This is a genomic window from Pseudomonas sp. JV241A, from assembly GCF_900275665.1.
Classification (GTDB): Bacteria; Pseudomonadota; Gammaproteobacteria; order Pseudomonadales; family Pseudomonadaceae; genus Aquipseudomonas; species Aquipseudomonas wadenswilerensis.
The window spans coordinates 40,935-57,773 of record NZ_OPYO01000016.1 but is presented as its reverse complement, the minus strand read 5'-3'; the positions used below and the strand labels follow the sequence as shown (position 1 = coordinate 57,773).

The following is a 16,839-nucleotide window of genomic DNA, read 5'->3' as shown; positions in this document are numbered from 1 at the left end:
GCGCCGGTCCCGGCGCCGACAGTGCTCCCAGCGCCGATGGCAGTCGACGGTGACCGCCTATCATCTCGCAACCGCTCTAGACCGGCCCATTGGACCATGGTCTAAGGCGCCAGGCACAGTGTCGACTAGTTCTTTGGCCACGGTGTGGGGTTAATTAAGAAAGTTCCATAAGCGGTAATATAAAAGTTTAATGTTTACCCGCCTCGTACAGACTACTACACTCTTTATTAGTGCGATGTTGTACCCAACCCGGTGGCGGCTGCGTTATACAGAATGTTGCTGATCTTCACGCATGCCGGGCCACTGCAGACTTAAAGGAGTGATGACAGTGTCCAGACTTGCAGAGTTCCGCGCTGCCGAAAAGGCCCTTCAGGAACAAATGGCGCAATTGGAGGCGCTTAAAAAGGATGCCGGCCTGAAGCGCGAAATCGAGTTCGAAAAGAAACTTGTCGACCTGATGAAACACTACGACAAGGGCCTGCGCGATATTATCGCCATCCTCGATCCAAAAGCGTCCCACAAAGGCCCGGTCAGCGCGCCGAAACAGCGCCGCGCGCGGGTCGTAAAGGTCTATGAAAACCCGCACACCGGCGAGCTGATCGAGACCAAGGGCGGCAACCACCGGGGCCTGAAAGCCTGGAAGGAACAGTACGGCGCCAAGACAGTCGACAGCTGGTTGCGTAAGTGAAAAACACCTTCACACTTTTTTCACATCGACTGGCTCAGGATGAAGGCTGCTAACGGACTAGCGCCCCATACGCCCGCTTCGGCGGGCTTCTAATTCTTGCGCCCCGCCCTGTAAAGGCGGGGCGCAAATCGTTTGCGCAATCGCTTCAGTTCCGTATCATGACGCCCTGACTGTTTTGCTGGCAGCACTGTTGCCAGCCTCAAATGCGGAGAGCCCATGAGCCTGAACCATCTCGACACCCTCCCTGGTGTCACCGCGCAACCGGATGCCGCGACCCACAACTTCGTTTTCAACCACACCATGCTGCGGGTCAAGGACGTTGCCAAGTCCCTGGACTTCTACACCCGTGTGCTGGGCTTCAGCCTGGTAGAAAAACGCGACTTCCCGGAAGCCGAGTTCAGCCTGTACTTCCTTGCCCTGGTCGACAAGGCGCAAATCCCGGCTGACGCCGCCAAGCGCACCGAGTGGATGAAGTCGATCCCTGGCATCCTCGAACTGACCCACAACCACGGTACCGAGAACGACGCCGACTTTGCCTACCACAACGGCAACACCGACCCGCGTGGTTTCGGTCATATCTGCATCTCGGTGCCGGATATCCGTGCAGCCTGCGAGCGTTTCGAGCAACTGGGCGTCACCTTCCAGAAACGCCTGAGCGACGGCCGCATGAAGCACCTGGCGTTCATCAAGGACCCGGATGATTACTGGGTCGAGATCATTCAGCCGACCGCGTTCTGATCAAGGCCTTTCGATACTGTACTGGCCTCATCGCTGGCAAGCCAGCTCCCACAATGGATCTGTGTACGCCGGACTTGTGGGAGCTGGCCTTGCCGGCGATCGAGCGCGCAGCGGTCGCAATCCAGACACCTCATCGCGGGTCTAGCCCGCTCCTGCATTGGATCTGTACCAACTGACCCCGCCCCCGCGTCGCCAGGCAGTAATACAACGGGCACGTCACCAACAGCCCCACCAGCCACGACAAGTCCGCACCCTCCACCAGATTGGCATACGGCCCGACATACAGCGACGTATTGGCAAACGGCAGTTGCACCAGGATCCCACAGGCATAAGCGATGATCGCATGGGCATTGAAGCGCCCGTAGACGCCGCCATCGGCACGAAAGATCGAGGCAATGTCGTAGCTACCGCGCTTGATCAGGTAGAAGTCGATCAGGTTGATCGACGCCCAGGGCACCAGTACCAGCAACAGCGCCAGGATCAGGCCGATGAAATGACCAATGAAGTCCGCCGAGGCGCTCAACGCCACCAGGCAGCAGCCCAACAGAATCACACTGGCCAGCACCACACGCACCTTGATGCTCGGGGTCCAGCGGCTGGCAAAGGTCTGGATCGAGGTGACAATCGATAACACCGCGCCATACAGGTTAAGGGCGTTGTGGCTGATGATGTTGAGCAGGAACAGCACCATCAGGAACGGCCCCAACCAGCCGGTGGCCTGCTCCACCGCCGCCATCGCCTCGGTCCCCTCCGGCACCGCCAGTACGGCAACGACGCCAAAGCTGAACGACAGAATAGTGCCCAGGGTAGCGCCGAAATAGGTTGCCCAGAACGGCCGTGCAATACCCACTTCACGCGGCAGGTAGCGTGAATAGTCGGACACGTAGGGTGAAAAGCTGATCTGCCAGATCACCCCCAGCGACAAGGTCGCAACCCAGCCCGACAGGTTGAAGCCGCCACGGCTGAAGAAATCGGCCGGCAACTCCTGGGCGAAGATCATTGCAAAGCCCGCCAGCAACGCCGTACCCATCACCCAGGTACCGATGCGGTTGAGGCTATGGATGAATCGGTAGCCGATCACGCCAATGGCGGTGGCGCTGAGGGCGCCGATGATGATCGCCGCCGGCATCGGCACGCTCGGCGCAATACCGTGGATCGACTTGCCGGCCAGGACGATGTTGGAAATAAAGAAGCCGACATAGATGATGGCGGCAAAGAACACGATCAGCAGCGCGCCATAACGGCCGAACTGACCACGGCTCTGGACCATCTGCGGAATGCCCATCTGCGGCCCTTGGGCCGAGGCCAGGGCAATGACAATACCTCCGAGCATATGGCCGAGGACAATGGCCAGCATTCCCCAGAACAAATTGAGATGGAACACCTGAACCACCATGGCCCCGGTGACAATCGGCAGCGGCGCAATGTTGGTGCTGAACCACAAGGTGAACAGATCGCGCGCCTGACCATGGCGCTCGGCGGGCGGTACGTAATCGACCGTATGGTTTTCGATCAACTGCTGTTGCGAAGACGGCTGGGACATGGGCAATAAGCTCGAAAGGTTCTGTTTTTATCTTTGTAGGAAACCGCTTGCGGAGCGCTCGAAACGAGCAACTTAGCTGCGCACCATATTATGGTATTCCATCTTTTTCACAAGACTGATCCGGCCGCTTTGCCTGCAACTGATCTGATTTTTTGCTCGCCCTCTTCCTTCCATATTCGCTCAAACCCCCGTATTTGCGGGCGCTTAAGGCAATGCTGGGCCGTTCGTCCCGGCTGAAAATTCCACTTGCAAATTAGGTATTACGGTATACCATCAGACACACCAAACAAAAACGCGGACCACCGCTGCTTCCGAGGACCACGCCATGATCGACGCAACCGTCTACAAGAACGTCCTGGGCTCCTTCCCGTCCGGCGTTACGGTGATTACCACCCTGGACGACGACGGCCAGATCGTCGGCCTGACCGCCAGCGCCTTCAGTTCGCTGTCCATGGACCCGCCGCTGGTACTGTTCTGCCCCAACTACAGCTCCGATTCTTACCCGGTGCTGATCCGCAACAAGCGCTTCGCCATCCACTTGCTGTCCGGCGCCCAACAGGCCGAAGCCTATGCCTTTGCGCGCAAGGGCAAGGACAAGGCCCAGGGCATCGACTGGACCCTGAGCGCACTGGGCAATCCGTTGCTGGCCAACGCCACGGCAATCATCGAATGCGAGCTGTGGCGCGAATATGAAGGCGGCGACCACGCGATCATGGTCGGCGCAGTGAAAAACCTCATCGTCCCCGAGCAGGCCCCCAGCCCGCTGGTGTACTGCCGCGGCAAGATGGCCGAACTGCCAGCCTTGGCCTGAGCCCCGCTATTCTTACGACAGGCGCCAGGCGCAGGTCGAGAGTCATGCCGCCTGACTCGACAGGCGACCTACAACAAGATCCGAGGAATGCGTCATGAAATTTTCGTTGTTCGTACACATGGAACGTTGGGATGAACAGGTCAGCCACCGCCAGCTGTTCGAAGACCTCACCGAACTGACCCTGATGGCCGAAGACGGCGGTTTCAGCACCGTGTGGATCGGCGAACACCACGCCATGGAATACACCATCTCGCCCAGCCCGATGCCGCTGCTGGCCTACCTCGCGGCGCGCACCACGACCATCCACCTCGGTGCCGGGACCATCATTGCGCCGTTCTGGCACCCGCTACGGGTGGCCGGTGAATGCGCCCTGCTCGATGTGATCAGCAACGGCCGCATGGAAGTCGGCCTGGCCCGCGGCGCCTACCAGTTCGAGTTCGACCGCATGGCTGGGGGCATGCCCGCCTCCGAGGGCGGTAAGGCCCTGCGTGAGATGGTCCCGGTGATCCGTGCCTTGTGGCAAGGCGACTACGCCCACGACGGCGAGATCTGGAAGTTCCCCACCTCGACCTGCGTGCCCAAGCCGCTGCACAAGCCCATGCCGCCGATGTGGATCGCCGCGCGCGACCCGGACTCGCACAACTTCGCGGTCAAGAACGGCTGCAACGTGATGGTCACGCCGCTGATGAAAGGCGATGAAGAAGTCCTCGACCTTAAAAACAAATTCGATGCGGCCCTGGCCAACAACCCCGAGGTACCGCGCCCGCAACTGATGGTGCTACGCCACACCCACGTGCATGCCGCGGATGACGCCGACGGCTGGAAAGTCGGCGCCCAGGCCATCTCGCGCTTCTACCGGACCTTCGATGCCTGGTTCGGCAACAAGCAAGTGCCGGAGAACGGCTTTTTGGCCCCCAGCCCGGAAGAGAAATTCAAGGAACGCCCGGAGTTCGAACTGGACAACATCCGCAAGAACACCATGATCGGCACCCCGGCAGAAATCATCGCGCGCATTCGTTACTACCAGCAACTGGGGGTCGACGAATTCAGCTTCTGGTGCGACAACAGCCTGTCCCACGCCGAGAAGAAAAAGTCGCTGGCGCTGTTTATCAACGAAGTGGTGCCGGCGTTCCGCTGACCGTCACGTTCGTCGGCCCGGATCCAACCGGGCCGACGCTGTGGTATACCCAAAAAAGCAACCTGACTGATGCGCTTTCGATACCACAGCAGCGAGGTAAGGATGATGAAAACCCTTCAATGCGTGCATCGCAACCACACCATCACCGCAAGCGTCGAAACCCACCCGGGCATTCCCACGCCCTTCAACGCCGGATGCCTGATTACCGATCCCGAGGGCCACACCAGCCGGCGCTTGTCGCTGCCGGTGAAGATGGCCTACCTGGCCGACCTTGATAACGCCCAACATGCATCACTGGCGCACGGCAAATGGCTGGTCGACCAGCAACTGGATAAGCGTCAACAGCTGTTTTGACTGAACAACCGTGCACCTATGTGGCCCCCTGATCCTGAGCGGGGCCCTGCTGCTCCGGCAACGCCAGCCCGTAATCACCTTGCTCGTTCCAGTCATCACCGAACACTTCCGCCGGGTGCATGGTGCGGTCGGCGCCGTTACCGCAGGCCAGGGCGTTGGCCGCGCAGTAGCGGTCACAACCCCAGCAGATGCGCTCGGGGTGCTTGGGGCTGATGGGAAAAGGCTTGGCCATGAGATGCCTCGGACGGGCAATGGGCGAGCTTCCACGCTACTGCGCAGCTAAAGTCCTGCCCTTGATGCAGATCAAGGGTGCGGCCGGATCGTCGGTAAAATTGATAATAATCATTATTATTCGCGCAAAGGCTTCCTAGACTCGGGCTCCCACTGCCCAGCCCCGGAAGCCATCATGCGTACGCCCCTCTCGTTGTCACTCGCCTTGCTCCTGATCACCCCGCAGGCGTTCGCCAAGGAATACCCCATCGGCGAGCCGCAACTGTGCCCGGGCCTTGAAGTCGGCGCGGTGTACCTGCAGCCGATCGAAATGGCCCCGGCCGGGATGATGCGCGCGACCGTCGACTCCGATATCCACCTGGAAGCCGACGTGCGCGCCACTGAAAACAACCGCCAGGGCTTTCAGGAAGGCAGTTTCGTACCCTACCTGAATGTCGCCTTCAGCCTGCAGAAACAGGGCAGCCACACGCCCATCAGCGGTAACTTCCACGCCATGGTCGCCAACGACGGGCCGCACTATGGCGATAACGTCAAGCTGCAGGGGCCAGGCAAATACCAGTTGACCTTCACCCTGCTGCCGCCGGCCGGCCACGGCTCGCTCGGACGCCATACCGACAAGGAAACCGGCGTCGACCCCTGGTTCGAGCGCTGCGAACTGCACTACGAATTCGTTTATGCCGGGATCGGCAAGAAAGGCGGTTATTGAATGAAGGCCATGGCCCTGTTGCTCGCTTGTGCGGCCTTGCCGCTGAGCGCCGCGCCGCTGCCGAGTTTCGAGCTGATCCTGCGCGACGGCCACTTCACCCCTGCGCTGCTCGAGGTGCCGGCCGGTCAGCGTTTCAAGATCGTCCTGAAAAACCTCGGCGAGGGCCCGGCGGAATTCGAAAGCACGCCGCTGCGGGTGGAAAAAGTGCTGTCGCCCGGGGTGACCAGCTTTGTCGTCATTCACCCGTTGCGCCCCGGCCACTATCCGTTCTTCGACGAATTCAATCCGCAGTTGCCCGAGGGCGGCATCCTCGCCAAATAACGCTGCTGCAGGGAGTTTCCATGAATCAAGCCTTGTTCATCGTCTGGCGCGAAAGCGTCGAGGCGCTGCTGGTGATCGGCATTCTCCAGGCCTGGGCCGACCAGCAACAACGCGCTCAGCGCCTGCTGGGGTTTCTGTGGGCTGGCGTGGCCCTGGGCCTGCTGTTGTCGGCGCTGCTGGCGCTGCTGATCCTGTTTGCCGGCGAGGCCATGAGTGGCGCCGGCAACGAATGGTTCCAGGCCGGCATGGCGCTGGTCGCCAGTCTGCTGATGGTGCAGATGGTCGGCTGGATGCATCGCCACGCCCGCTCACTCAAGGATGACTTGCGCCGCCATGCTGATCGGCAACTGGCGCGCCAGGGCGGCATCGGCCTGTTGCTTCTGGCCATGCTGGCAGTCAGCCGGGAAGGCAGCGAAACCGTGGTCTTTCTGTATGGGGCCGGCGCACGCCTGCACGGCACGCAACTGGGCCTGTTTGCCATCGGCGGGGTTGCCGGGCTGGTGTTGTCGGGCTTGTCCATCGCCCTGCTGCACAGCAGCCGGCGATTTGTTTCCTGGCGGCGTTTCTTTGCCATCAGCGAAGCGCTGTTGCTGCTGCTGGCTGCCGGGCTGCTGGTCAGTGCGAGCGAACGCATCGGCGGCCAGTTGCTGGCTTGGGACCTGCCGGAGATGGCTTACAGCCTGGTCGGCGACGCCCTTTGGGACAGCAGCGCCTGGCTCAGCGACAGTCACGGCCCGGGCAGTTTTCTCGCAGGTTTCGCCGGCTACCGGGCGAGCCCCAGCGCGCTCACCCTGCTGGTGCTCTGCGGCTACTGGCTGAGTGTCGGCTGCTGGTTGCTGCAGCGCAGGACAGGCGCCCAAGCATGTCCAGCCTGAGCTTGCACAATCGCTGGCTACAACGCCTGGGCGACGGCATGCGGCGCAACGCCGGGGTGATCAGGGTACTTCAATGGGCGGTTGTGCTGTTCTACGCCCTGCTGCTAGTGCTGCCGGCATTTCTACCTTTACCGAACAGCCAGGCACGCATGCTGGATAACCTGACCCTGCTCGCCCAGTTCCTGTTCTGGGGTATCTGGTGGCCATTCGTGCTGCTGTCGATCGTGCTGTTCGGCAGGCTCTGGTGCGGCGTGCTCTGCCCGGAAGGCGCGCTGAGCGAATGGGCCAGCCAGTATGGCCGGGGCATGGGCGTGCCACGCTGGCTGCGCTGGGGTGGCTGGCCGACCCTGGCGTTCTGCCTGACCACCCTCTACGGCCAATTGATCAGCGTCTATGACTACGCCCAGGCGGCGCTGCTGATTCTCGGCGGCTCGACCCTGGCGGCGGTGCTGGTCGGTGTGCTGTTCGTGCGTGGCAAGCGCATCTGGTGCCGCTACCTGTGCCCGGTCAGCGGGGTCTTCGCCCTGCTCGCCCGGCTGGCGCCGGTGCACTTTCAGGTCGATGAACAGCGCTGGCAAGCCAACGCCGGGCCACGCCTGCCACCGCCCAACTGCGCCCCGCTGCTGGACATCCGGCGGATGCGCGGCGCCCGTGATTGCCATGCCTGTGGCCGCTGCAGCGGGCAACGCGGCGCGGTGCAACTGATCGCCCGCTCCAGCAACCAGGAGATCCTTGAATCGGCCACCCACACCCCCTCGCCCTGGGACACCCGCTTGCTGCTGTTCGGGGTGATCGGCCTGGCCATGGGCGCCTTCCAATGGACAGTCAGCCCCTGGTTCATCGCCCTCAAGCAATGGCTGGCCAACTGGCTGGTGGAGCATGAGCTGCTCTGGCCGCTACAGGACAACGCGCCCTGGTGGCTGCTGACCCATTACCCGCAACTCAACGACAGTTTCAGCTGGCTCGACGGCTTCAGTATCGTCGTGTACCTGTGTGGCAGTGCCCTGCTGCTCGGCGGCGGGCTGCTGATCCTGCTGCGCCTGGCCGCGCGGCTGGCGGGCAATCCTGCCCTGTATTGGCCCCTGAGCCTGTGCCTGACGCCCCTGGGTGGTGCAGGGCTGTTCCTTGGCTTGTCGGCCACCACGGTGAAGTTGCTGCGCTTTGAGGGCTTGCTGCTGGACTGGGTACAGCCGGCCAGGGCCACGTTGTTGATCGCGGCCTTGGGCTGGAGCCTGCTGTTGGCGAGCAAGCTGCTGGCAGCGCAACATATCCGTGGCTGGCGCCGTTGCGGCGCCAGCGCTTGCCTGTTGCTGGCCGTCGCCGCAGTGGGCTATGGCGGGTGGTTGCAGTTCTGGGGCTGGAGCTAGACCTTGAAGCGCGCCACGGTCTGGCTCAGGCTGCCGGCCATCTGCGCCAGGTCCTGGCCGGCGGTGTCGGTGTGTTGCGCACCGAGCAGCACCTGTTCGGACAGGTTGCGGATGCCCACCAGGTTGCGGTCCACTTCGCGGGCCACCAGGGCCTGCTCTTCGGTGGCGCTGGCGATCATCATGTTGCGCTCGTTGATCTGCGAGATCGACTGGGTGATCGCCTCCAGCGCTTCACCGGCACGCTGCGCCACCTCCAGGGTGGTGTGTACCCGCTCGCTGCTGCTGAGCATGGCGGTCACCGCCTGGCCGGTGTCCTGGCGGATATTGCCGATCATCTGCTCGATCTCCTGGGTCGAGACCTGGGTGCGATGGGCCAAGGCCCGCACCTCATCGGCAACCACGGCAAAGCCGCGCCCGGCATCACCGGCCCGGGCCGCTTCGATCGCAGCGTTGAGCGCCAGCAGGTTGGTCTGTTCGGCAATGCTGCGGATCACATCCAGCACGGTGCTGATGTCCTGCACGCGCCCGGCCAGTTGCTGGATGCGCCCGGAGGTATCGTTGACGTCATCGGCCAGGGCGGTGATCGAGGCTACCGTCTCGCGCACCTGTTCACGACCACGCTGGGCGGTTTGCTCGGAGACCTTCGAGGCTTCGCTGGTGCTCACCGCGTTGCGCGCCACCTCGTCCACCGCAGCAGTCATCTCGTTGACCGCTGCCGCTGCCTGCTCGATTTCCAGGCCCTGCAACTGCAGGCTGCTGCTGGTCTGGCTACTGACCGCACTGAGCTCCTCGGAGGAGCTGGCAACGCGCTCCACCGAGGCGGCGATGTGCTTGACCATGCCATTGAGGCTCTGCTGCATTTCATGCATGTTGAGCATCACGCTGCCGTCGGCGCTGGCGTGGGTCGGTACCTCGATGGTCAGGTCGCCCTGGGCGATCTGGCTCAGCACCCGTGCGGCGGTATCCGGCTCGCCACCCAGCGGCCGGGTCACACTGCGGGTCACCACCAGCGCGGCGGCAAGCACCGCCACCAGGCACAACGCGAACAGCCCGAGCATGTTCAGCCGGGCATCGTTGTAGAGCGCCTGCGCAGCTTGTTCGCGCTCGACGAAAATCTGCCCCTGCAGGGCCATCAGGGTTTCCAGGTTCTTGTAGACCTCGCGCTCGGCGGGCACCACCTGCTGCTTGAGCTGGGCCATCGCCGCTTGCCCATCGCCCTGGCGAATCAGGGTCTGCACCTGGGTGAAGGCAGCGACATACGCTTCGCGGCTGGCTTTCAGCGCGGCATAGGCGGCCTTGCCTTCGGGCAGGTAGAACAACGGCTCGAGCGTCGCCAGGGCCTGGCTGATGCGCTGCTTGGTGGTGTCGATGGCCTGCTGCACCTGCAGGTTGTCCTTGTCGATCAGCAGGTCGCGGGTGTTGCGCGCGTTGTCGCGCACGCCGGTGGCAATGACCATGATCGGCTCGATCTTCGGCCAGTCCTGTTTGACGATCACCACCGCCTGCTCCTTGAGCGTGGCCAGATCGTGCAGTGCATAGAAAGCCAGGCCAAGGAGCGCCAGGGGCGCGATGGCAAAGCCGATGAGGATACGTTGTGCTGTGGTCAATCTGGTCATTTCAAAGCCTTACTAGTCGCGTACTTCAAACACGGGAAACAGCGCGTGGAGGGTGCCCCACAGCTCGGGCAGCAAGCTTTGTGCCGAAGCACTGGGCAATTGCGCATCGAGCATGCGTGCCGTGCGCACCAACTGCACGACGAAGCGTTTGACCCCGAGCGCGTTCAAGCGCCGGGCCAGGGTGATGAGTCGGAGGGGATCGATCAGGTGCCAGTGCACCGTGGTGCGGCATTCATAGTCGACGCCGCTGGCCAGCAGGTAGTCGAGGCTGCGCCAGTTGGCCTGGCCGCTGCCGCGCACGCCGGTGACCGCCTGGCCGTCCTCGGCCAGCGCCTTGACGTCAAAGCCCACCCAATCGGTGCCGGGCAATACCCGGGCAAAGGCCTCGGGCTTGATCCCGGCACTGTGCAGGCCGATGGCAAAGCCCATGGCCCGCACCTGGGCCATGGCCTCTGCCAGGCTGTCCTGCAAGGTCGGTTCGCCGCCACTGAACACCACGGCGTCGAGCAGGCCCCGTCGCCGCTGCAAAAACTCCAGCACCTGCGCCCAGGGCAGTTCATCACTACCCCGGGGCGGGATCAGTTGCGGGTTGTGGCAATAACGGCAACGCCAGGCGCAGCCCTGGCAGAACAGCACACAGGCCAGCCTGCCGGGGTAATCGAGGGTGGTCAGGGGCACCATGCCCCCGACCCGCAGCACTCGATTCATCGGTGCCCGGCCGTTGCCGCGCCCTCATTGAAATGCAGCCGTTCCTGGTGCTCGGACTGTTTGCCGGGGTTGAACGCCGACACCGGGCGGTGATAGCCCATGACCCGGGTCCAGACTTCGCACCGTTGGCGTTGCGCCACGGGCAGGGATTGCTGTGCAGTCATGTTGAAGCTCCTTGCAGTTGGGGGTAAAGCGGGGTCAATGCACGCTGCCCTGCTGCTGAGCCAGCAACAGCGCCTCGTCGCACTTGGGGCAGAACTCATGTTCGCCATCCAGGTAGCCGTGTACCGGGCAGATGGAAAACGTCGGGGTGATCGTCAGGTACGGCAGGCGGAAGCGCTCCAGGGCCCTGCGCACCAGTTGCTTGCAGGCCTGGGCCGAGGAGATCCGCTCGGCCATGTACAGGTGCAGCACGGTGCCGCCGGTGTACTTGCATTGCAGCTCGTCCTGCAGCTCCAGAGCCTCGAACGGATCGTCGGTGTAGCCCACCGGCAGCTGCGATGAGTTGGTGTAGTACGGAGCCTGGCTGCAACCGGCCTGGAGGATGTCGGGGAAGCGCTTGAGGTCTTCCTTGGCGAAGCGGTAGGTGGTGCCTTCGGCCGGGGTCGCTTCGAGGTTGTACAGGTGGCCGGTTTCTTCCTGGAAGCGCACCAGGGTGGCACGCACGTGGTCCAGCAGGTTGAGGGCGAAGCGCCGGCCCTGGGCGCTGTGCAGGCCCATCTGGTCGTCGCTGAAGTTGCGCAGCATCTCGTGCAGGCCGTTGACGCCAATGGTCGAGAAGTGATTGCGCAAGGTACCCAGGTAGCGTTTGGTGTACGGGTACAAACCGGCATCCATGTGATGCTGGATCACCTTGCGTTTGACCTCCAGGCTCTCCATGGCCAGTTCCATCAGGGCATCCAGGCGCTGCAGCAGGCCGCTGACATCACCTTTGAACAGGTAGCCCAGACGCGCGCAGTTGATCGTAACCACGCCCAGCGAGCCGGTCTGCTCGGCCGAGCCGAACAGGCCGCCGCCGCGCTTGAGCAGCTCGCGCACATCCAGCTGCAGGCGACAGCACATCGAGCGCACCTGGTTGGGCTGCATGTCCGAGTTGAGGAAGTTCTGGAAGTACGGCAGGCCGTAGCGGGCGGTCATTTCGAACAGGCGCTCGGCGTTGTCGCTGTCCCAGGGAAAATCATGGGTGATGTTGTAGGTCGGGATCGGGAAGGTAAACACCCGGCCCTTGGCGTCGCCGGCCTGCATCACCTCGATGTAGGCCCGGTTGAGCAGGTCCATTTCGGCCTGCAGCTCGCCATAGGCAAAGGGCATCTCCTCGCCGCCGATCACCGGGATCTGTTCGCGCAGGTCCTGCGGGCAGACCCAGTCAAAGGTCAGGTTGGTAAAGGGCGTTTGCGTGCCCCAGCGCGACGGCACGTTGAGGTTGTAGATGAACTCCTGGATGGCCTGGCGCACCTCTTCAAAGCTCAGCTGGTCCTTGCGCACGTAGGGCGCGAGGTAAGTGTCGAACGAACTGAACGCCTGGGCCCCGGCCCATTCGTTCTGCAGGGTGCCGAGAAAGTTGACCATCTGCCCCAGGGCGCTGCTCAGGTGCTTGGGCGGCCCGGCCTCAACCCGCCCGGGCACGCCATTGAGGCCCTCGTGCAGCAGGCTGCGCAGCGACCAGCCGGCGCAGTAGCCGGCGAGCATGTCGAGGTCATGGATGTGCAGGTCGGCCTCGCGGTGGGCGCGGCCGATGGCTTCGCTGTAGACCTCGTCGAGCCAATAGTTGGCAGTGACCTTGCCGGAGACGTTGAGCACCAGCCCGCCGAGGGAATAACCCTGGTTGGCGTTGGCCTGCACCCGCCAGTCTTCGCGGTTGAGGTATTCGTTCATCGAGGTCGCGACTTCGACCAGGGTCTTGCGGTCACGGCGCAAGCGCCCATGCTGTTCGCGGTAGACGATATAGGCGCGTAGCGAAAGGAAGTGGCCGGCGTCCATCAGCACCCGCTCGACCCGGTCCTGGATCTGCTCGACGTGCAGCTTGGAGTAGCCCTCAAGGTGGGCAAGGACTGCTTCAAGCAAACCGTCTGCCTCAGCTTCGGCATACTCGCCAGTGGCCTTGCCGGCGGCGATCAACGCCTGGCGGATCTTGTCCGCGTCGAAGGCCACCAGGCTGCCGTCGCGCTTGTGCAACCGGTTATGCCCTACCCTGATCAGCGTGCTGTGCATTTGCCCTCCGGACACTACATATAGATGTTTATTAATTTGGAAACACAATATGCAGTGAAGGCTACGGGTAAAGCGGGTGGAAGAAATTGATCGATATCAAGAATCGCGGGGCAAGCCCGCTCCTACAGGGTGGGAGCGGGCTTGCCCCGCGATAAGGCCCTGACGGCCACCCTCACCCGCCGCTCATGTTCATGAACCGCAAGATCTGCACCTCCCCCTGCGCACTGAAATCATGGCGCAACGGCTTGCGCCGCAACGCCTGTTGCAGGGCGTTGATGATCGGCTGGTCATCCAGCGGATAGCGGCGCAACAAGCCACGCAAATCCAGCGAATCCTCCTGCCCCAGGCACAGCAACAAGCGCCCTTCCACGGTCATCCGCACCCGGTTGCAGCTGGCGCAGAAGTTGTGACTGTTGGGCGAGATAAAGCCGATACGCGTATCGGGATGCCGCGCCAGACGCATGTAGCGCGCCGGCCCACCGCTGTTCTCGGCGCTGTCGAGCAGGGCATGCCGCCTGGCAATCAACGCCCGCACCTCATCACTGGAACAGAACGACTCGCCGCGCGAACGGCCGACTTCGCCCAAGGGCATCTCCTCGATGAAGGTGATGTCGATGCGCTGGTCGATGGCGTACTGCAGCAAAGGCAGCACTTCATCGAAGTTGCGCCCTTTCATCACCACGCAGTTGAGTTTGATGCCCTCGAACCCGGCATCACGCGCCGCCTCGATGCCGCACAGCACCTGGTCGAGGTCGCCATTGCGGGTAATCGCCCGGAAGCGCTCGCCGTCCAGGCTATCGAGGCTGATGTTCATGCGCTTGACCCCGGCGTCTACCAGCGGCCGGGCCAGGCGCTGCAGTTGCGAGCCGTTGCTGGTCATCACCAGTTCACGCAGGCCCGGCAAGGCGGCAATGTGACGGCACAGTTCGACGATGCCCGGACGAATCAGCGGCTCGCCACCGGTCAGGCGGATCTTGCGCACGCCCTGGCCAACGAACAGCGTGGCCAGGCGTTGCAATTCCTCCAGGGTCAGTACCTGCTGGCGTGGCAGGAAGGTCATGTGCTTGGCCATGCAGTACACACAGCGAAAATCACAGCGATCGGTCACCGACATGCGCAAGTAATCGATCTGCCGCCCGAAGCCGTCCTGCATCACAGTGCTCATCACCTTCCCCTTATTGCACCAGCGGTGAATCGGCGCCCTGCAAGCGGATGCCGCGAATATCGGCGGCACCGATCAGGGTTTGCAGGTACTGCACCAGGGCCTTTTGCCACACGCCCTGCTGCAACTGGGTGCGAATCGCCGTGGCCACCGCCTCATAAGGCAAGGCCTGGCCTTCGATACGCAGGTCGACACTGACCAGGTGCCAGCCGTAGCGGCTTTCCAGCGGCTTGCCGGCCAGCCCCGGGGCCAGGGTGAACAGCTGGCGCTCCAGCTCCGGCACGGTCTGGCCCTTGCTGATCTGCCCCAGCTCACCGCCCTGGGCCTTCGACGGGCAGGCCGAATACTTCTGCGCCAGCTCGGCGAACTGCTCGGGAAATTGCATCAGGCGCTCATGGAGGATCTCGGCCTGTGCCAGCGCCAGGCTGCGCGCTTCGGCATCATCCGGCGCACACTCCAGCAGGATGTGCCGCACCGCCAGCAGCGGCGCGCTGTGAAAGCGCGCGCGGTTGCTGTGGTAGTAGCGTTGGCAGGTGGCCTCGTCACACACCGGTACCTGCACTTCGCGCTCCAGCAGCAAGCGGGTGGCCGCCTCCTCCTGGTTCTCGCCGGCGCCGACCTGCAATTGCAGCCCCAGCTCGGCAATCCGCTGCTGCATCAGCTCGCGGATCACCAACGCGCGGGCGGCCATGTACACCGCCTCTTCGCGATCCGCTGCCGGGTGGTATTGCAGCTCCTGGGCCAACGCCTCGGGGCTGAGGGATACACCGTTGACGCTGATGATCGGCCATTCCTGTTCACTGCTGGCGATCAGTTGCGCCGGCGGCTCGAGCTCCACCGCCAGGGCACTTGGCGCGGTTTCAAGGACCGTCGAAGACGCGCAACCACCGCCACCGCCGTTACCGCCACCACATCCACATCCGCTAGTCATGGCAACCTCCTCAGGCTTTCTGCCGAACGATTTGATAGCGCCGCCCCAGGTACCACACCGGCGCGCTGACGATGTGCACCAGGCGGGTGAAGGGGAACAGCACGAACAGGGTCAGGCCCAGCAGCACGTGCAGCTTGTACACCAGGCTGACCGGGGCAATCGCTGCCGCCGCTTCAACCGGGCGCAGCAGCACGGTGTTCTGCGCCCAGTCGGCGAGCATCACCATCACCGAGCCGTCCATATGGCCGGTGGAGGCGACGATGGTCAGCAAGCCGAGCACCAGTTGCGCCAGCAATACCAGCAAAATCAGGATGTCCGAGGTGCTGGAGGTGGCGCGTACCCGCGGCTCGGTCAGGCGCCGGTGCAGCAGCATGATCAGGCCGATCAGGCACAGCAGGCCGAAGAAGCCCCCGGAGACCATTGCCAGCAGCTGCTTGTGCTCGGTGCTGATCACATGGTGATAGACCGACGCCGGGGTCAGCAGGCCGACAAAATGCCCGGCCAGGACGAACAGCACGCCGATGTGAAAGAAGTTGCTCGCCACGCGCATGCCGCGCTTGTCGAGCATCTGGCTGGAGCCGGCCTTCCAGCTGTACTGCGACAGGTCGAATCGCGCCCAGCTGCCAAGCAAGCAAATCGCCAGCGCCACATAGGGATACACCCCGAACAACAACAGGTTCCACTTAGACATTGCTCACCTCCCCGGCCGGCGCGCTGGCCTGGCCCTGATGCTGAAAATCGACCCAGTGCAGCGGTACCGCGCTCTCTTCCCGGGCCTTGCCCGGCGCGCTTGGCATTGAGCTGCAGCGCTCCTGCTGCTCAGCCTTGAGAAAGTCCACCGCCTCTTCTTCCCAGATCTTGTCCAGGGCTTCGAGGGAGTCATCGCGTTGCTCGGCGGCCACCTGTTCGCGCAGGTCGGCCACCGCCTGGTGCGGCTCGGCACCGGCAATCTGCAGCAGCGCCCGGAAGCAACTGGCGTAGGCGCTCTCGCGCTCCTCCAGGCGTGCGGCAAGCAGCGCCAGCAGGTGCGCGACATCGGCGAGGCCCTCGCGGGCCTCGAGGTCTTCGCGGGTCGAGAGGTATTCCAGGTACAGCGGGATGTAGTCCGGCAGCTCCTTGACGCCGATGGCAAAGCCCGCGTCTTCGTACTGGGCGAGCATGTCGACCATGGCCTGGCCGCGGTCGCGGGACTCGCCATGCACATGCTCGAACAGCAACAGCGACAACGAACGGCCACGGCCGAACAGCGCGCCGTAGTGTTCCTGGCCATCCATCAGGTCGTTGTTGCAGATCAGCTCCAGCAGCTCGAACAGGGCGCCGCGCTGGCGCGGGCTGATTTCCCGCGCCTGGATGATCGCCTGCTCCAGCTCGTCGCGGCCGGCAACCAGGGTTTCGCTCGGGTAATCGAGCAGCAGCGAAATCACTTTAAGGATGCGCAT

At 63.1% G+C, this 16,839-nt stretch carries 19 protein-coding genes; 9 read left to right on the top strand and 10 right to left on the bottom strand.

Going from position 1 to position 16,839, the window contains the following annotated elements:
• Nucleotides 1-328: 328 nt before the first annotated feature.
• Together JV241A_RS10675 and gloA are read left to right on the top strand one after the other, a co-directional pair.
• Complete coding sequence (locus tag JV241A_RS10675) at nucleotides 329-688, top strand: histone-like nucleoid-structuring protein, MvaT/MvaU family (RefSeq protein WP_115086397.1); 360 nt, start codon at nucleotides 329-331, stop codon at nucleotides 686-688.
• Nucleotides 689-904: 216 nt separating this feature from the next.
• Nucleotides 905-1,426 carry a lactoylglutathione lyase gene (gene gloA / locus JV241A_RS10670; protein ID WP_115086396.1) on the top strand — a complete coding sequence of 174 codons (522 nt, stop codon included), beginning with the start codon at nucleotides 905-907 and terminating at the stop codon, nucleotides 1,424-1,426.
• Between the two features lie 130 nt (nucleotides 1,427-1,556).
• Here the strand turns inward: gloA and JV241A_RS10665 are convergent, their stop codons facing one another.
• Nucleotides 1,557-2,969: a cytosine permease gene (locus tag JV241A_RS10665; protein WP_134062384.1), complete on the bottom strand. Its 1,413-nt coding sequence runs from the start codon at nucleotides 2,967-2,969 to the stop codon at nucleotides 1,557-1,559.
• A 325-nt stretch (nucleotides 2,970-3,294) separates the two neighbouring features.
• On the opposite strand from JV241A_RS10665, the gene JV241A_RS10660 reads away from it, so the two are divergent.
• From JV241A_RS10660 to JV241A_RS10650, 3 genes are all read left to right on the top strand, one after another.
• Nucleotides 3,295-3,780: a flavin reductase family protein gene (locus JV241A_RS10660; RefSeq protein WP_134062382.1), complete on the top strand. Its 486-nt coding sequence runs from the start codon at nucleotides 3,295-3,297 to the stop codon at nucleotides 3,778-3,780.
• Nucleotides 3,781-3,874: 94 nt separating this feature from the next.
• Nucleotides 3,875-4,918 carry an LLM class flavin-dependent oxidoreductase gene (locus tag JV241A_RS10655; protein WP_134062380.1) on the top strand — a complete coding sequence of 348 codons (1,044 nt, stop codon included), beginning with the start codon at nucleotides 3,875-3,877 and terminating at the stop codon, nucleotides 4,916-4,918.
• Nucleotides 4,919-5,023: 105 nt separating this feature from the next.
• Nucleotides 5,024-5,272 carry a hypothetical protein gene (locus JV241A_RS10650; protein WP_115086392.1) on the top strand — a complete coding sequence of 83 codons (249 nt, stop codon included), beginning with the start codon at nucleotides 5,024-5,026 and terminating at the stop codon, nucleotides 5,270-5,272.
• 16 nt (nucleotides 5,273-5,288) lie between these two features.
• Here JV241A_RS10650 and JV241A_RS10645 read toward each other — a convergent pair whose 3' ends face one another.
• Complete coding sequence (locus JV241A_RS10645; protein ID WP_115086391.1) at nucleotides 5,289-5,504, bottom strand: DUF3079 domain-containing protein; 216 nt, start codon at nucleotides 5,502-5,504, stop codon at nucleotides 5,289-5,291.
• A 174-nt stretch (nucleotides 5,505-5,678) separates the two neighbouring features.
• On the opposite strand from JV241A_RS10645, the gene JV241A_RS10640 reads away from it, so the two are divergent.
• Genes JV241A_RS10640 through JV241A_RS10625 form a run of 4 tightly spaced genes read left to right on the top strand, consistent with a single transcriptional unit; the run spans nucleotide 5,679 to nucleotide 8,772 of the window.
• A complete protein-coding gene (locus JV241A_RS10640; protein ID WP_134062378.1) occupies nucleotides 5,679-6,209 on the top strand; it encodes an iron transporter in 531 nt (176 codons plus the stop codon).
• Nucleotides 6,210-6,530, top strand: coding sequence for a cupredoxin domain-containing protein (locus JV241A_RS10635; protein ID WP_115086389.1), 321 nt, complete (start codon nucleotides 6,210-6,212; stop codon nucleotides 6,528-6,530).
• A gap of 20 nt (nucleotides 6,531-6,550) precedes the next feature.
• Nucleotides 6,551-7,405, top strand: a complete 855-nt coding sequence (locus JV241A_RS10630) for an FTR1 family protein (RefSeq protein WP_115086388.1) — start codon at nucleotides 6,551-6,553, stop codon at nucleotides 7,403-7,405.
• Nucleotides 7,393-8,772, top strand: a complete 1,380-nt coding sequence (locus tag JV241A_RS10625; protein WP_115086387.1) for a 4Fe-4S binding protein — start codon at nucleotides 7,393-7,395, stop codon at nucleotides 8,770-8,772. Before JV241A_RS10630 ends, JV241A_RS10625 begins: the two co-directional genes overlap by 13 nt.
• Here JV241A_RS10625 and JV241A_RS10620 read toward each other — a convergent pair.
• From JV241A_RS10620 to narJ, 8 genes are all read right to left on the bottom strand, one after another.
• The gene (locus JV241A_RS10620; protein WP_115086386.1) at nucleotides 8,769-10,388 is read right to left on the bottom strand and encodes a methyl-accepting chemotaxis protein; all 1,620 of its coding nucleotides are present in this window, start codon (nucleotides 10,386-10,388) and stop codon (nucleotides 8,769-8,771) included. The genes JV241A_RS10625 and JV241A_RS10620 overlap by 4 nt on opposite strands.
• Before the next feature lie 12 nt (nucleotides 10,389-10,400).
• Complete coding sequence (locus tag JV241A_RS10615; protein WP_115086385.1) at nucleotides 10,401-11,096, bottom strand: anaerobic ribonucleoside-triphosphate reductase activating protein; 696 nt, start codon at nucleotides 11,094-11,096, stop codon at nucleotides 10,401-10,403.
• Nucleotides 11,093-11,260, bottom strand: a complete 168-nt coding sequence (nrdD, locus tag JV241A_RS27810) for an anaerobic ribonucleoside-triphosphate reductase (RefSeq protein WP_115086384.1) — start codon at nucleotides 11,258-11,260, stop codon at nucleotides 11,093-11,095. The genes JV241A_RS10615 and nrdD overlap by 4 nt, the downstream gene beginning before the upstream one ends.
• A gap of 34 nt (nucleotides 11,261-11,294) precedes the next feature.
• Nucleotides 11,295-13,307 carry a ribonucleoside triphosphate reductase gene (locus JV241A_RS10605; protein WP_134062376.1) on the bottom strand — a complete coding sequence of 671 codons (2,013 nt, stop codon included), beginning with the start codon at nucleotides 13,305-13,307 and terminating at the stop codon, nucleotides 11,295-11,297.
• 172 nt (nucleotides 13,308-13,479) lie between these two features.
• Nucleotides 13,480-14,472: a GTP 3',8-cyclase MoaA gene (gene moaA / locus JV241A_RS10600; RefSeq protein ID WP_134062374.1), complete on the bottom strand. Its 993-nt coding sequence runs from the start codon at nucleotides 14,470-14,472 to the stop codon at nucleotides 13,480-13,482.
• Between the two features lie 10 nt (nucleotides 14,473-14,482).
• A complete protein-coding gene (locus tag JV241A_RS10595; RefSeq protein WP_115086381.1) occupies nucleotides 14,483-15,400 on the bottom strand; it encodes a peptidylprolyl isomerase in 918 nt (305 codons plus the stop codon).
• Between the two features lie 10 nt (nucleotides 15,401-15,410).
• Nucleotides 15,411-16,091: a respiratory nitrate reductase subunit gamma gene (narI, locus tag JV241A_RS10590; protein ID WP_115086380.1), complete on the bottom strand. Its 681-nt coding sequence runs from the start codon at nucleotides 16,089-16,091 to the stop codon at nucleotides 15,411-15,413.
• Nucleotides 16,084-16,839, bottom strand: coding sequence for a nitrate reductase molybdenum cofactor assembly chaperone (narJ, locus tag JV241A_RS10585; RefSeq protein ID WP_134062372.1), 756 nt, complete (start codon nucleotides 16,837-16,839; stop codon nucleotides 16,084-16,086). Before narJ ends, narI begins: the two co-directional genes overlap by 8 nt.

What these genes read in the sequence shown, in the direction of transcription:
- gloA (WP_115086396.1), top strand. Translation starts at nt 905, where the DNA reads ATGAGCCTGAACCATCTCGACACCCTCCCTGGTGTCACCGCGCAACCG.
- JV241A_RS10665 (WP_134062384.1), bottom strand. Translation starts at nt 2,969, where the DNA reads ATGTCCCAGCCGTCTTCGCAACAGCAGTTGATCGAAAACCATACGGTC.
- JV241A_RS10660 (WP_134062382.1), top strand. Translation starts at nt 3,295, where the DNA reads ATGATCGACGCAACCGTCTACAAGAACGTCCTGGGCTCCTTCCCGTCC.
- JV241A_RS10655 (WP_134062380.1), top strand. Translation starts at nt 3,875, where the DNA reads ATGAAATTTTCGTTGTTCGTACACATGGAACGTTGGGATGAACAGGTC.
- JV241A_RS10650 (WP_115086392.1), top strand. Translation starts at nt 5,024, where the DNA reads ATGAAAACCCTTCAATGCGTGCATCGCAACCACACCATCACCGCAAGC.
- JV241A_RS10645 (WP_115086391.1), bottom strand. Translation starts at nt 5,504, where the DNA reads ATGGCCAAGCCTTTTCCCATCAGCCCCAAGCACCCCGAGCGCATCTGC.
- JV241A_RS10640 (WP_134062378.1), top strand. Translation starts at nt 5,679, where the DNA reads ATGCGTACGCCCCTCTCGTTGTCACTCGCCTTGCTCCTGATCACCCCG.
- JV241A_RS10635 (WP_115086389.1), top strand. Translation starts at nt 6,210, where the DNA reads ATGAAGGCCATGGCCCTGTTGCTCGCTTGTGCGGCCTTGCCGCTGAGC.
- JV241A_RS10630 (WP_115086388.1), top strand. Translation starts at nt 6,551, where the DNA reads ATGAATCAAGCCTTGTTCATCGTCTGGCGCGAAAGCGTCGAGGCGCTG.
- JV241A_RS10625 (WP_115086387.1), top strand. Translation starts at nt 7,393, where the DNA reads ATGTCCAGCCTGAGCTTGCACAATCGCTGGCTACAACGCCTGGGCGAC.
- JV241A_RS10620 (WP_115086386.1), bottom strand. Translation starts at nt 10,388, where the DNA reads ATGACCAGATTGACCACAGCACAACGTATCCTCATCGGCTTTGCCATC.
- JV241A_RS10615 (WP_115086385.1), bottom strand. Translation starts at nt 11,096, where the DNA reads ATGAATCGAGTGCTGCGGGTCGGGGGCATGGTGCCCCTGACCACCCTC.
- nrdD (WP_115086384.1), bottom strand. Translation starts at nt 11,260, where the DNA reads ATGACTGCACAGCAATCCCTGCCCGTGGCGCAACGCCAACGGTGCGAA.
- JV241A_RS10605 (WP_134062376.1), bottom strand. Translation starts at nt 13,307, where the DNA reads ATGCACAGCACGCTGATCAGGGTAGGGCATAACCGGTTGCACAAGCGC.
- moaA (WP_134062374.1), bottom strand. Translation starts at nt 14,472, where the DNA reads ATGAGCACTGTGATGCAGGACGGCTTCGGGCGGCAGATCGATTACTTG.
- JV241A_RS10595 (WP_115086381.1), bottom strand. Translation starts at nt 15,400, where the DNA reads ATGACTAGCGGATGTGGATGTGGTGGCGGTAACGGCGGTGGCGGTGGT.
- narI (WP_115086380.1), bottom strand. Translation starts at nt 16,091, where the DNA reads ATGTCTAAGTGGAACCTGTTGTTGTTCGGGGTGTATCCCTATGTGGCG.
- narJ (WP_134062372.1), bottom strand. Translation starts at nt 16,839, where the DNA reads ATGCGCATCCTTAAAGTGATTTCGCTGCTGCTCGATTACCCGAGCGAA.